This window comes from Naasia aerilata, from assembly GCF_030296595.1.
Lineage (GTDB): Bacteria > Actinomycetota > Actinomycetes > Actinomycetales > Microbacteriaceae > Naasia > Naasia aerilata.
Genome location: NZ_AP027731.1, coordinates 536,954 through 549,966, shown reverse-complemented (window position 1 = coordinate 549,966; position 13,013 = coordinate 536,954). Strand labels below are relative to the sequence as shown.

The following is a 13,013-nucleotide window of genomic DNA, read 5'->3' as shown; positions in this document are numbered from 1 at the left end:
CACGGGAGGCGTGCCCCGTGCCGGATCAGGAGCGGAACGCAGCCGCGAACAGTGCTCGCGCGCGCGCCGCCACCGCGTGCCGCTCCTCGGGGTCCGACCGGGACAGGGCCCCCGCGAGCATGAAGAGCGCGAGTTCGACGTCCTCCGCCGTGGTCGCGGGCGAGACCCGTCCCGCCTCCTGCTCGCGGGCGAGGATCGCACCGATCACGCCGCGCACCCGGCCGCCGAGTGCGCGGACGCCCGCGTCGTGCCGATGGGCGGTCACGAGCTCGACGAATGCCGCCCCGGCCATCGCCTGCTCGCCGGCCCGACCGAGGAGATCGTCCAGGGTCGAGTCCGGGCGGTCCGCCAGGGCTTCGAGGTCCTCGAGGTTCTCCTCGAAGACGGCGACGGCCAGCGCGGTGCGGTCGGGGAAGTGCCGGTACAGGCTGCCCTGACCGACGCCCGCTCGGCGGGCCACCGCGCTGAGCGGCGCCGACAGCCCGGCCGCCACGAAGATCTCGCGTGCGGCGGCGATCAGGGCGCGCCGGTTCTCCGGCCCCGCACGCGGTCCACGATTCGCTTTCGGGGCGTCCGTCACCGGTATAGCGTAGAACCGGACAGTGCTGTCCGGTAGCTCGAGCAATGGAGGAAGAACCATGGCCGCATCCCTCTCCCGCAACTCCTCGATCGGCGAGTGGCTCGACCACCCCGTGGGAGGTCCGATTCTCGGCGGCCTCCTCGCCCAGGCGGGCCAGAGCGCGGAGGTGCTCGCGCCCGTCCGTCCTCTGCCCATCAAGAACCTCGTCGCCATGAGCGGCGGCGCCATGACCGACGAGATGATCGACGGACTCGTCGCCCAGGCGCGTGCTGCGGCCGCGGAAGCCGGCGAGGAGTTCGCGGACGAGGACGATGCGGAGACGCCCGCCAACGAGTGGGTCGAGCAGACCACCCCGGGTCGCTTCGCGGGCAAGACCATCATCGTCACGGGCGCCGGGTCCGGCATCGGCCGGGCCACGGCATCCCGCATCGCCCGCGAGGGCGGCCGCGTGATCGCGGTCGACATCTCCCAGCCGCGGCTCGACGAGTTCGCCGCCTCGCTCCCGGACGCGGACATCGTGCCGGTCGCGGCAGACATCACCGACTACAGCGGCATCGCCGCCATCGTCGACGCCGCCGGGCAGGCCGTCGACGGGCTGGCCAACATCGCCGGGATCATGGATGACATGACGCCGATCCACGAGGTCACCGATCAGGTGTGGCAGCGCGTGTTCGCGGTCAATGTGGAGGGCACGATGAAGCTCATGCGTGCGGTCGTGCCCGGCATGCTCGCCCGCGGGCGCGGCTCCATCGTCAACACCGCGTCCGAGGCGGCGCTGCGCGGCTCCGCGGCGGGCGTCGCCTACACGGCGTCGAAGCACGCCGTGGCCGGCCTCACGAAGAGCAGCGCGTTCATGTACGGCCCGAGCGGCATCCGGGTGAACGCCGTCGCGCCCGGTCCCGTCATCACCAACATCGAGGCGAAGTTCGCGTCCGAGCTCGGCGCCCAGCGGGTGCAGCACGCGATGGCGATCCTCCCGACGCCGGTGATGCCGGACCAGCTCGCCGCCTCCATCACGTTCCTGCTGAGCGACGACGGCGTCAACATCAACGGCGTCCTCCTGCCCTCGGACGGCGGCTGGTCCGCGATCTGAGCACCGCGACGGGGCGGGCGGCGGCGCAGAACGGCTGCCGCCCGGCCCCGGCCGCCCCGGCCCGCCCTGCACGGATCGCTACGCTTGACCCGTGCCCCAGCCGCTCGCTCTCGTCGTGATGGGCGTCTCGGGCTGCGGCAAGTCGACCGTGGGCGAGCTGCTCGCCCAGGAGCTGCAGGTCGACTTCCTCGACGCCGACGACCTCCACACTCCCGAGCACAAGGCCAAGATGCACGCCGGGATCCCGCTCACGGACGCGGACCGCCGGCCGTGGCTGGCGACGGTCGGCGCCGCCATGAAGGCGGAGACGGACGCGGGGCGCTCGGTGGTCGTCGCCTGCTCCGCGCTGCGCCGCATCTACCGGGACGCGCTGCGCGAGGCCGCCGCCGGTCCCGTCTTCTTCGTGCACCTGCACGGCAGCCGCGAGCTTCTCGAGAGCCGCCTCGGCCGGCGGGAGGGGCACTTCATGCCGCCCACTCTGCTCGACTCCCAGCTCGCCACGCTCGAGCCCCTCGAGCCGGACGAGGCGGGCGTCGTCGTCGACATCGCGCTGAGCCCGCAGGCGGCCGTGGATGCCGCGGTCGCCGCCCTCCCGCGGGTGCGCTAAACTCGCCCACTGGACTTCGGCGAGGGATGCTTCCGCATCCGTGATCGACGCGGTGGATGGCTGCGGCTCTTCCTCACGCGCTGCGCGCTCGAGTTGAACGACACACACGGGCCATCTCGGCCCCACTGAGACTGGGCCCTGGCGGCCCGCGAGGAGAGCACAATGGCCGACCAGATCAAGGCCGAGGTCCGCGAGAGCTTCGGCAAGGGCGCAGCGCGCAAGCTGCGCGCCGCCGGGAAGATCCCCGCCGTCCTGTACGGCCACGGCAGCGAGCCGCAGCACGTGTCGCTGCCCGGGCACGAGGTGTCCCTCATCCTGCGCCGCTCCAACGCGGTGCTCGAGCTGGACATCGCCGGCACCACCCAGCTCGCCCTGGTCAAGGACGTGCAGAAGGACCCGGTGCGCCAGATCATCGAGCACCTCGATCTCGTGCTCATCCGCAGCGGCGAGCGCGTCCAGGTCGAGATCGCGGTGCACGTCGAGGGCGAGCCCCAGGCGGGCCTCACCGTCGCGCAGGACGCCGCGACCCTCACGATCGAGGCGGAGGCCACGCACATCCCCGAGCGCCTCACGGTCAGCGTCGAGGGCCTGGGCGAGGGCACGCACATCACCGCCGCCGAGGTGACCCTGCCGCAGGGCTCCGTGCTGGTCTCCGCCCCCGAGACGCTCGTCATCGCCATCGGCGCCTCGCAGGAGCAGGACCTGGGCGAGTCGGCCGAGGCCGCCCCCGAGCCCGCCGCGGATGCCGACACGGCGGCCGACAACGGCTGACCCGTCCGTGGACGATCCCTGGCTCGTCGTCGGTCTGGGGAACCCGGGCGCCGGGTACTCCGGCAACCGGCACAACGTCGGGCAGATGGTGCTCGCCACCCTCGCCGACCGCATCGATGCGCGGTTCAAGACGCACAGGACGAATGCCGCGGTCGCCGAGGGGCGCAGCTACCCCGCGGGACCGCGGCTCGTCCTGGCCAAGCCGAACACGTTCATGAACGTGTCCGGCGGGCCGGTCGCCGAGCTGCTCGGGTTCTACTCGCTGGAGCCCGATCGGCTGATCGTCGTGCACGACGAGCTCGACATCCCGTATGACACCGTCCGGCTGAAGCGCGGCGGCGGCCACGGCGGCCACAACGGCATCCGCGACATCATCGCGGCGGTCGGCACGGGCGACTTCACGCGAGTGCGCGTCGGGATCGGCCGCCCGCCCGGACGGATGCCGGCCGCGGACTTCGTGCTCAAGGATTTCGGCTCGACCGAGCGCGAGACGCTGCCGAACCTCCTGGAGGACGCCGCCGACGCGGTGCAGCAGATCGCGGCGGAGGGGCTAGCGGCGGCCCAGCTGAAGTTCCACACCTCCTGACGGTCGAGGTGGCAGTTGTTGCTGCCACCTCGCGCCGGAAAGAGCAACAAGTGCCACCTCGGCCGGCTACCCCAGGAGGTCGAGCTCCGACGGGGAGTGACGTGCGGGGAGGCTTCCGCCGCCCGCCGCGCTGCGCCGCCGCGCCCGCGAGCACGACCAGCAGGATGCCCACGACCTGCAGCGGCGCCGGCGTCTGGTGCAGCACGAGAAGGCCGAGCAGCACGCCGATGGCGGGCTCCAGGGCCATCAGTGTCCCGAACGCGGCCGGCGTCAGATGCCGCAGGGCGAGCATCTCCAGGGAGAACGGCAGAACCGGCAGCAGGATCGCGAGGCCCGCGGCGGCGGCGAGGACGCCGAGCGACAGATGGCCGGCCGCCTGCGGGACGCCGATGAGAGCCGCCGTCGCCGCTGCCACCGGGATGGTGAGAGCCAGGGCGCTGACGCCCGTGAAACGGTCGCCGACCCGCTGGGTGAGCAGGATGTAGACGCCCCAGCCGGCCCCCGCCAGGACGGCGAACAGGATCCCGAGCGGGTCGACGACGCCCTGCCAGGGCTCGGTGAGCAGGACGACGCCTGCCAGGGCGAGGCCCGGCCACAGCAGGGCCTTCGCGCTGTGGCTGCGGAGGGCGGCCACGGTCAGCGGGCCGAGGAACTCGATGGCCACGGCCGTGCCGAGGGGGATGCGCTCGACCGCCGAGAGGAACGCGACGGTCATCAGCCCCGTCGCCACGCCCAGGCCGAGCAGAGCGGGAGCGTCGCGGCGGCGAAGGCTCCGGAGTCGGGGCCGGCCGATCGCGATGAGGAGCAGCGCGCCCATCGTGAGGCGCAGCCAGGCGGTCCCGGCCGCGCCCACCTGGCCGATGAGGTTGACCGAGAGGGCCGAGCCGAGCTGCACGGAGAGCATCGCGGTGACCGCGAGCGCCCAGGGCGGAACGGGAAGGGCGCGCGCCGGTGTCGCGGCGGTCATGGGAGGCCGGCCGCCGATCCGACGCCCGGCTCGAGGATCGCCATGGTGAACCGCACGGCGCTGTTGCCCGGGTTCGCGTAGGCATGCGGAACGTCGCCCGAGAACGAGAGCGCGTCCCCGGCGCCGAGCAGGTACGCCTGCCCGCCCACCTGGACGGCGAGCGACCCCTCGTGCACGTGCAGGATCTCCTTGGTGCGAGGGGAGTGGGCGTCGCTGGGCTTCTCGTCTCCGGGCGCGAGCGTCCACTCCCAGAGCTCGAGCACGTCCGGCGACTCCGTGCCGGCGAGCAGGACGCCGCGCCCGCCACCCGTGCTGCTCCACAGGGTCGCGCCTTCGCCGCTGCGGATCACCCGGACCGGCTTCATCTCCGCGGGCGCCACGAGGGACGGCAGGCCGACGCCGAGCGCATCGCTGATTCGGAGGAGCGTGCCCACGCTCGGATTGGTCGCGCCCTGCTCGATGCTCACGATCATCCGGCGACTGACGCCGGCGACCTCGGCGAGCTGGTCCAGCGTCCACGCTCGGGCCTGGCGCTCCTGACGGACCCGCCCTCCGATTGCGGCAGCGAGCTCCACGGCACTCTCTTGCATGAGTGCACCATACTGCACTCATCGTGCACCCCGAAGCTTCTCTCGTCCGCCGAGGTGGCAGTTATTGCTGCCACCTCGGCCCTGAATGGACAACGAGTGCCATCTCGCCGCAGTCGGGCGGGGGCGTCCGCCCACGGCGGACCGGGGATCGGCGTCGGAGGGCCCGCGTACAATCCTTCGAGTGAGTTTGCATGGGATGACGCGCGCCCTGACGCGCTCTCCCTCCTTCGCCGATGCCCTCCGCTGGGCCCCCGAGACACCGACTTCTCCGTCACGGCAGGCCTTCAGCCGGCGCTCCTCGCCGCTCTGCTCGACGCGCGGGCCGAGGCCGGCAGCGCGTCGGCGCTGTTCGCCATCACGCCGACGGGCCGTGAGGCCGAGGCCCTCCGCACCGCGCTCGCCGCGCTCGTGCCTGCCGCGGAGATCCTCGAGTTCCCGGCCTGGGAGACGCTCCCGCACGAGCGGCTCAGCCCCAGCGCCGAGACGGTCGGCAAGCGCATCCACGCCCTCCGACGGCTGCGCGGCTGGACGGGGGAGCGGCCCCTCATCGTGGTCGGCGCCGTGCGCGCCGCGCTTCAGCCCCTCGCGAGCGACCTCGCGGACCTCGAGCCCGTCACCCTCACGCTCGGCGGCCGCGGCGTCGGCCTCACCGAGCTGACCGAGCGGCTCCCGCACCTCGCGTACGCGCGGGTCGACATGGTCACGCGCCGCGGCGAGTACGCCGTGCGCGGCGGCATCCTCGACGTCTTCCCGCCGACCGCCGAGCATCCCGTGCGGGTGGACTTCTTCGGCGACGAGGTCGACGCCATGCGGATGTTCTCCGTCGCCGACCAGCGGTCGCTGCCCGACGAGGTGCGCACGGTCGAGCTGCCCGCGAGCCGCGAGCTCCTCCTCGGGCCCGCGGTCCGGCAGCGCGCCGCGGAGATGGTCCACGAGTTCCCCAGCCTCTCCGGGATGCTCGCGAAGATCGCGGAAGGCATCCCGGTCGAGGGCATGGAGTCGCTGACGCCCGCCCTGGTCGACCGGCTCGTGCCCGTCACCGCGTTCCTGCCGAAGGATGCCGCGGTCGCCGTGATCTCGCCCGAGCGGGTCGCGAGCCGAGCCGTCGACCTCGCGGAGACGAACCGCGAGTTCCTGACGGCCGCCTGGAGCGCGGCGACGGCGGGCGCGCAGGCGCCCATCGACCTCGCCGCCGGTGACTTCCTCACGCTCAACGCCCTGCGCGAGACGGCCGACGGCCGGCCCTGGTGGACCTTCACGTCGTTCCAGACCGGTCCCGACGACGAGGGCGGGCGCGAGGAGGACGGCTACGTCCGGGTGCGCGGCGAGGCGGTCCCCGTCGCGCAGGGGGCACGGCGCTCGACCACGTCGCCGCCCGGCTCGGCGCCGGCTGGTCGCTCGCGGTCGCCGCGGCGGGCACCGGCCTGCTCGAGCGCAGCCGCGACGTGCTCGCGGAGCGCGAGCTCGCTGGTCGCCTCGTCGACGAGTTCCCCGAGAACCCCGAGCCCGGGGTCGCCTACCTCGTTCAGGCGGGCATCGACACCGGCTTCGAGCAGGAGGACGCCAAGCTCGCCCTCGTCAGCGAGCGGGAGTTCTTCGGCCGCGCCTCCGGCTACGACTCCCGCCAGGTGAAAAAGCTCGCGAGCCGGCGCAAGAACGTCGTGGACCCGCTCGCTCTGAAGGCCGGCGACTACGTCGTGCACGAGACCCACGGCATCGGGCGCTTCGTCGAGCTCGTGTCCCGGGAGGTGAGCACGGGCGGCCGCAACGCGGTGAAGACGAGCCGCGAGTTCCTCCTCATCGAGTACGCGCCCTCGAAGCGCGGCTATCCGGGCGACAAGCTGTACGTGCCCACGGACCAGCTCGACCTGCTCACGCGGTACGTCGGCGGCGAGGCGCCTCAGCTGAGCAAGATGGGCGGCTCGGACTGGGCCGCGGCAAAGGGGCGGGCGCGCAAGGCGGTCCGCGACATCGCCGTCGAGCTCGTCAAGCTCTACTCGGCGCGCATGGCCTCCAAGGGGCACGCCTTCCCGCCGGACACGCCGTGGCAGCGCGAGCTCGAGGAGGCGTTCCCCTTCGCGGAGACGCCCGACCAGCTGACGACGATCGACGAGGTCAAGGCCGACATGGAGCGGCCCATCCCGATGGACCGCCTCATCGCGGGCGACGTCGGCTTCGGCAAGACCGAGGTCGCCGTGCGGGCCGCCTTCAAGGCGGTGCAGGACGGCAAGCAGGTCGTGATGCTCGTGCCGACGACGCTGCTCGTGCGCCAGCACCTGGAGACCTTCACCGAGCGCTTCGCCGGGTTCCCGATCCAGGTTCGGCCGCTCAGCCGCTTCCAGACGGCGGCGGAGTCGAAGGAGATCATCAAGGGGATCGGCGACGGCACCGTGGACGTCGTGATCGGCACGCACCGGCTCCTCACCGACGGCATCTCCTTCAAGGATCTCGGGCTCGTCATCATCGACGAGGAGCAGCGCTTCGGCGTCGAGCACAAGGATGCGCTGACGAAGCTCAAGACCAACGTCGACATTCTCGCGATGAGCGCGACCCCGATCCCGCGCACGCTGGAGATGGCGGTCACCGGCATCCGCGAGATGTCGACGCTCGCGACCCCGCCGGAGGACCGGCATCCGATCCTCACCTTCGTGGGCCCGTACTCCGACAAGCAGGTGGGCGCCGCGATCCGGCGGGAGCTGCTGCGCGAGGGCCAGATCTTCTACGTGCACAACCGCGTCTCGAGCATCAACCGGGTCGCGGCGCAGCTCGCCGAGCTCGTGCCCGAGGCGCGCATCGCGGTCGCGCACGGCCGGATGCCCGAGCACGCGCTCGAGCAGGTCATCGTGGACTTCTGGGAGCGGAAGTTCGACGTGCTCGTCTCGACGACGATCATCGAGACCGGCCTCGACATCCCGAACGCCAACACGCTCATCATCGACCGGGCGGACAAGTACGGCCTGAGCCAGCTGCACCAGCTGCGCGGACGAGTGGGCCGCGGCCGGGAGCGGGCCTACGCCTACTTCCTCTGGGACGAGACGAAGCCGCTCTCCGAGACCGCGCACGACCGGCTCTCGACGATCGCCGCGAACAACGACCTCGGCTCAGGCATGCAGGTCGCGCTCAAGGATCTGGAGATCCGCGGCGCCGGCAACCTGCTCGGCGGCGAGCAGTCCGGCCACATCGCCGGCGTGGGCTTCGACCTGTACCTGCGGATGATCGGCGAGGCCGTCAGCACCTTCCGCGGCGAGGTCGCCGAGGGGCAGACCGAGCTGCGGCTCGAGCTGCCGGTCGATGCGCGCATCCCCGAGACGTACGTCGACAGCGAGCGCCTGCGCCTCGAGGCGTACCAGAAGCTGTCCGCGGCCAGCGGGCCCAATGCGGCCGACGATGCGCTCGACTCGGTGCGCGAGGAGCTCACCGACCGGTACGGCGAGCCGCCGGCCGAGGTGCAGAACCTCCTCGCGGTGTCCCGGCTGCGGCGCACCGCGCAGCGCGCCGGGCTCTCCGAGGTGGTCGTGCTCGGCCAGAACCTCCGCATCGCGCCAGCCGACCTGCCCGACTCCCGGCAGGTGCGCCTGCAGCGGATGTACCCGCGCTCGCGCGTGCTGCCTCAGGCCAGTGCGCTGCTCGTGCCGCTGCCCGGCGTCGACGGGCGGCAGCCGGAGGACCCGGAGCTCATCGCGTGGGTGGCGGAGCTGCTTCAGGCGATCTTCGCGACCGAGCCCGCCGCGACGCCGCGCTGACGAGGACCGCCGACGCGGCGATCGAGACCGCCGAGCCGAGCAGGACGGCCAGCGTGCCCTCGTCGGCGACCTCGGCCGACCCCGCGAACGCCAGCTCGTTCATGAGCAGCGACACCGTGAAGCCGATTCCGCCGAGGGCCGCGATGACGACGATCTCCTCCTCCAGCACGCGGCTCCCTCGGCGATGGGCGATGCGCACGGCGAGGCCCCCGGCCAGCGCGATCCCGGCGAGCTTGCCGACCGGGAGGGCGACGAGGATGCCCCAGAACGGCGCGCTCAGCTGGCCCGGGTCGACGGCGGGGATCGCCACCAGCGCGGCCGAGAAGGCGAAGAGGGCAGCACCACGCCGTTCGAGTACGGCTCCAGTGCTGCGCGGGTTCGGTGTGCGGGGAGGAGCTCATCACGAGCCCCAGGGCCACGCCCGCGATCGTCGCGTGCACGCCCGAGCGGAGCACGAAGTACCAGGCCGCGATCGCGAGCACCACCAGCACTACGACGAGGGCGACCCGGCCGGCCCCCGTCGCGCGCGAGCGCAGCGCCATGCTCAGCAGTCCGAAGGCGGCGACGGTCACGGCCCCGCCCGCCAGCATCAGCAGATCCGGCTCGTGCGCGAAGAACACGGCGATGATCACGATCGCGACGAGGTCGTCGAGCACGGCGAGGGCGAGCAGGAACGCGCGAAGACGGGAGGGAGGCCGCGGCCGAAGATCGCCAGCACGCCCAGTGCGAAGGCGATGTCGGTGGCGGTCGGGATCGGCCACCCGCGTGAGTAGCCGCTGCCGGCGGTGAGCAGGAGATAGAGCAGGGCGGGGACGACCACGCCGCCGGCCGCGGCGATCGCGGGCACGAGCGCCTTCGAGGGCGACGCGAGCTCCCCGTGAGTGACCTCGTGCCGCAGCTCGATCGCCACGAGGAAGAAGAAGACGGCGAGGAGCCCGTCGCTGATCCAGTGGCCGACCGACAGGTCGATCCCGAGGATCGGGAGGTGGCTGTCCCGCAAGGCGAGCACGGAGGGGCCGACGGGCAGATTGGCGAGCAGCAGCGCGAGCGCGGCCGCGGCCAGCAGCGTTGCGGCGGCGTACCGCTCGAAGCGGAAGACGTGCATGGAGCCTCCAGGGTCGACGATGTCGTGCCGACCAGACTTCCCGGCGCTCCTCGTCCAGATTAGCTTCTTGACGACCCTGGCTAACCGCACTAGCTTTACGGCTATGACACTTAGCCACATTCGCACCGAGGGCGGCCGGGTCGCCGTCGAGCTCACCGGCGAGGGACCCCTCGTCGTCTGCATGCCCGGCATGGGGGATCTCCGCAGCGCGTACCGCTTCCTCGTCCCCGCTCTCGTCGAGGCCGGCTACCGCGTCGCGGCCGTGGACCTCCGCGGCCACGGCGACAGCGACGACGACTTCGCCTCCTTCGACGACGAGGCGGCCGCGCGGGACCTCCTCGCGGTCGTCCAGGAGCTCGGAGGGCCCGCGATCCTGGTCGGCAGCTCGATGGCCGCCGGCGCCGCCGTGATCGCGGCCGCCGCCCGCCCCGAGCTCGTGAGCGCACTCGTGCTGCTCGGCCCCTTCGTCCGCGATCCCTCCGGCAGCCGGGCACTCGGACTCCTGATGCGCCTCGCGCTGCTCCGCCCGTGGGGGCCCGCGGTGTGGCGGAGCTACTACCGCTCGCTCCTGCCCGGCACGAAGCCCGCCGATTACGCCGAGCAGGAGCGAGCCATGCTCGCGAGCGTGCGCCGGCACTGGCGCTCCTTCGTTCACACGACCCGCACGACGCACGCGCCCGCGGAGGCGGCGCTCCCACGGGTCACCGCACCCGCGCTCGTCGTGATGGGCTCCGCGGACGGGGACTGGAAGGACCCGGCCGCGGAGGCGGCCTGGATCGGCGAACAGCTGCGCGCCGACGTGCTCGTCGTCGACGGGGTGGGGCACTATCCGATGGTGCAGGCTCCCGACCAGGTGAATCCGGCCGTGCTCGAGTTCGCCCGGCGGGTGGCCGCGAGTGCCTAGGGCCGGGCTCTCCCCGGCGGTCGTCGTCGAGCGGGCCGGAGTGCTCGTGGACGAGGTCGGCGCGGACCGTCTCACGCTCGCCGCGCTCGCCGCGCGCCTCGGGGTCGCCCTGCCGAGCCTGTACAAGCACGTGGACTCGCTCGCCGACCTGCGCCGGCGCATCGCTATCGAGGCGACCGCCGAGCTCGGCGATCGGCTGACCGAGGCGGTCGCCGGGCGGTCGGGACGCGCCGCGCTCGAGGCGCTCGCCGCGGCCTACCGGGACTACGCCCGCGAGCGTCCTGGCGCCTACGCGCTCACCCAGATCCCCCCGCACGCCGGTGATGAACGCCATCGCGCCGTCGCGGAGCGGGCGACGGGAGTGGTGTTCGCCGCGCTGCGCGGCTACGGGCTCGGCGGGGACGACGCGGTCGACGCCACCCGCGCCCTGCGCGCGATGCTTCACGGCTTCGTCCTGCTCGAGCAGAACGGCGGATTCGGGATGCCCCGCCGCATCGACGCGTCCTTCGATCAGATGGTGGCGGCGTTCGACGCCGCCCTCACGGCCTGGCCCGGCGAGTAGCCGCACGGGCCGATTCGGACATTCCGGGCCGCCGATTCGGCCCCGGATGCGCCGAATCGGCCCGCAATCGGACAGGGCCGCGAGTCCCTCCGGCCTGGGTAGGGTCGGACGGGTGCCCTCCGTGACCCTCCGCCCACTCACCCCCGCCGATCACGGCCGCGTGATCGACCTGAACAACGCGGCGTATCCCGCCGTGCCGAACGTCGACGCGGCGGAGCTGGCCGAGCTGGTCGCGCACACGAGCCTCGCGCTGGTCGCCGTCGCCGGGCACGCGGTCGTGGGCTTCCTCCTCGCCGTCGACCCCGGCGCCCAGTACGAGAGCGAGAACTACCGGTTCTTCGAGAGCCGCGGGGTGCCCTCGCTGTACATCGACCGCATCGTGATCGACGACGAGTTCCGTGGCGGCGGCGTGGGACGCGCGCTCTACACCGCGGTGTTCGAGCGCGCGAAGCAGGACGGACGGGCCGAGGTGACCTGCGAGGTGAACCTGCAGCCGCCGAACCCGCAGTCGCTCGCCTTCCACGAGCGGATGGGCTTCCGGCGCATCGGCCAGCAGGACACCAAGGGCGGCGCCTACACGGTCGCGCTCCTGGCTGCTCCCGTCTCCTGACCCGCAGCGGCGCCCGCGCGGGCCCTGCGGACATCTGCACCCCCGCACCCGGGCGCGAACTGTCCGCACGACCCGCGCCGTCCAGGCGCGGGAGAGGATGGGGGAGTGGCCGGCCTCGAGGAACTCGTCTCCGTGATGCGGCGTCTGCGCGCCGAGTGCGCGTGGGACCGGGAGCAGACGCACCGCTCGCTCGTGCCGTACCTGCTCGAGGAGAGCGCGGAGCTCGTCGACGCAATCGAGGCGGATGACGTCGAGGGCCTGCGCGAGGAGCTCGGCGACGTGCTCTACCAAGTGGTGTTCCACGCCGACATCGCCGCCGCGGAGGAGGGGTTCGACCTCGACGACGTCGCGGCGGCCACCGCGGAGAAGATGCGCCGCCGGCATCCCCACGTCTTCGGCGACTCGACGGCCGCGACGCCGGAGGAGATCGAGCAGCAGTGGCGCGAGGTGAAGGCGCAGGAGAAGTCGTCGCGCACGAGCATCCTGGACGGCATCCCGACCGGCCTGTCCGCACTCGCCCGTGCCGACAAGGTCCTCGGCCGTGCGCAGCACGCGGGCGTCGTAGCGGCGGACGCGGTGCCGCCTGCGCCCTTCGAGACCGAGGACGAGCTCGGCCCGCTGCTGCTCGCGCTGGTCCTCGCCGCGCGGGGCCGGGGCCTCGACGCCGAGCGCGCCCTTCGGACGACGCTCCGCGGCCTCGAGGCGGAGATCCGCGCGGGGGAGACGGACACTCGACCCGCCCACCCCGATGATTGAGGAGCGCCGCAGGCTCGTCTCGAAATCAGGCCCCTCCTCGCGGGGGAAGGCCTGATTCCGAGATGCCCGCTTCGCGGGCTCCTCGATCATCGGTGAGAGGAACCGACGCACGAAGGCGCTGACCCGCGCCAGCGCAGCG

At 72.8% G+C, this 13,013-nt stretch carries 10 protein-coding genes and 4 pseudogenes; 9 read left to right on the top strand and 5 right to left on the bottom strand.

The genetic code is table 11. The annotated features are described in order from the left end of the window. Window positions 1-25: 25 nt before the first annotated feature. Window positions 26-580: a TetR/AcrR family transcriptional regulator gene (locus QUE51_RS02990; RefSeq protein WP_286278126.1), complete on the bottom strand. Its 555-nt coding sequence runs from the start codon at window positions 578-580 to the stop codon at window positions 26-28. A gap of 58 nt (window positions 581-638) precedes the next feature. Between QUE51_RS02990 and QUE51_RS02985 the strand changes: the two genes are divergently transcribed. The 4 genes from QUE51_RS02985 (at window position 639) to pth (ending at window position 3,637) form a co-directional block, all read left to right on the top strand. After that, window positions 639-1,673, top strand: coding sequence for an SDR family NAD(P)-dependent oxidoreductase (locus QUE51_RS02985; protein ID WP_286278125.1), 1,035 nt, complete (start codon window positions 639-641; stop codon window positions 1,671-1,673). 91 nt (window positions 1,674-1,764) lie between these two features. Further along, window positions 1,765-2,280 (top strand): gluconokinase, encoded by a 516-nt coding sequence (locus QUE51_RS02980; RefSeq protein WP_286278124.1) that lies wholly within the window; start codon window positions 1,765-1,767, stop codon window positions 2,278-2,280. 162 nt (window positions 2,281-2,442) lie between these two features. Next, the gene (locus QUE51_RS02975; protein WP_286278123.1) at window positions 2,443-3,051 is read left to right on the top strand and encodes a 50S ribosomal protein L25/general stress protein Ctc; all 609 of its coding nucleotides are present in this window, start codon (window positions 2,443-2,445) and stop codon (window positions 3,049-3,051) included. Window positions 3,052-3,058: 7 nt separating this feature from the next. Further along, the gene (pth, locus tag QUE51_RS02970) at window positions 3,059-3,637 is read left to right on the top strand and encodes an aminoacyl-tRNA hydrolase (protein ID WP_286278122.1); all 579 of its coding nucleotides are present in this window, start codon (window positions 3,059-3,061) and stop codon (window positions 3,635-3,637) included. Between the two features lie 205 nt (window positions 3,638-3,842). Here pth and QUE51_RS02965 read toward each other — a convergent pair. Then, window positions 3,843-4,352 (bottom strand): annotated as a pseudogene (locus tag QUE51_RS02965) (EamA family transporter); the annotation flags it as partial. 248 nt (window positions 4,353-4,600) lie between these two features. Beyond that, window positions 4,601-5,194, bottom strand: coding sequence for a helix-turn-helix domain-containing protein (locus QUE51_RS02960; protein ID WP_286278121.1), 594 nt, complete (start codon window positions 5,192-5,194; stop codon window positions 4,601-4,603). A 181-nt stretch (window positions 5,195-5,375) separates the two neighbouring features. On the opposite strand from QUE51_RS02960, the pseudogene mfd reads away from it, so the two are divergent. Next, window positions 5,376-8,937: pseudogene (gene mfd, locus QUE51_RS02955) on the top strand (transcription-repair coupling factor). Here the strand turns inward: mfd and QUE51_RS17765 are convergent. Further along, window positions 8,870-9,259, bottom strand: a pseudogene (locus tag QUE51_RS17765) (Na+/H+ antiporter NhaA); the annotation flags it as partial. The pseudogenes mfd and QUE51_RS17765 sit on opposite strands and share 68 nt — an antisense overlap. Window positions 9,260-9,362: 103 nt before the next feature. Next, window positions 9,363-10,042: pseudogene (locus QUE51_RS17760) on the bottom strand (Na+/H+ antiporter NhaA); the annotation flags it as partial. Window positions 10,043-10,145: 103 nt separating this feature from the next. Here QUE51_RS17760 and QUE51_RS02945 point away from each other — a divergent pair. From QUE51_RS02945 to QUE51_RS02930, 4 genes are all read left to right on the top strand, one after another. Continuing rightward, window positions 10,146-10,946 carry an alpha/beta fold hydrolase gene (locus tag QUE51_RS02945; protein WP_286278120.1) on the top strand — a complete coding sequence of 267 codons (801 nt, stop codon included), beginning with the start codon at window positions 10,146-10,148 and terminating at the stop codon, window positions 10,944-10,946. Beyond that, on the top strand, window positions 10,939-11,508 hold the full coding sequence (locus QUE51_RS02940; RefSeq protein ID WP_286278119.1) for a TetR-like C-terminal domain-containing protein: 570 nt from the start codon (window positions 10,939-10,941) through the stop codon (window positions 11,506-11,508). The genes QUE51_RS02945 and QUE51_RS02940 overlap by 8 nt, the downstream gene beginning before the upstream one ends. Before the next feature lie 112 nt (window positions 11,509-11,620). Beyond that, window positions 11,621-12,118 (top strand): GNAT family N-acetyltransferase, encoded by a 498-nt coding sequence (locus QUE51_RS02935; protein ID WP_286278118.1) that lies wholly within the window; start codon window positions 11,621-11,623, stop codon window positions 12,116-12,118. Window positions 12,119-12,223: 105 nt separating this feature from the next. Continuing rightward, window positions 12,224-12,874, top strand: coding sequence for a nucleoside triphosphate pyrophosphohydrolase (locus QUE51_RS02930; protein WP_350226710.1), 651 nt, complete (start codon window positions 12,224-12,226; stop codon window positions 12,872-12,874). Window positions 12,875-13,013 lie beyond the last annotated feature (139 nt).

Coding starts and splice junctions, on each gene's coding strand:
- QUE51_RS02985 (WP_286278125.1), top strand. CDS start 639: ATGGCCGCATCCCTCTCCCGCAACTCCTCGATCGGCGAGTGGCTCGAC.
- QUE51_RS02975 (WP_286278123.1), top strand. CDS start 2,443: ATGGCCGACCAGATCAAGGCCGAGGTCCGCGAGAGCTTCGGCAAGGGC.
- QUE51_RS02960 (WP_286278121.1), bottom strand. CDS start 5,194: ATGCAAGAGAGTGCCGTGGAGCTCGCTGCCGCAATCGGAGGGCGGGTC.
- QUE51_RS02945 (WP_286278120.1), top strand. CDS start 10,146: ATGACACTTAGCCACATTCGCACCGAGGGCGGCCGGGTCGCCGTCGAG.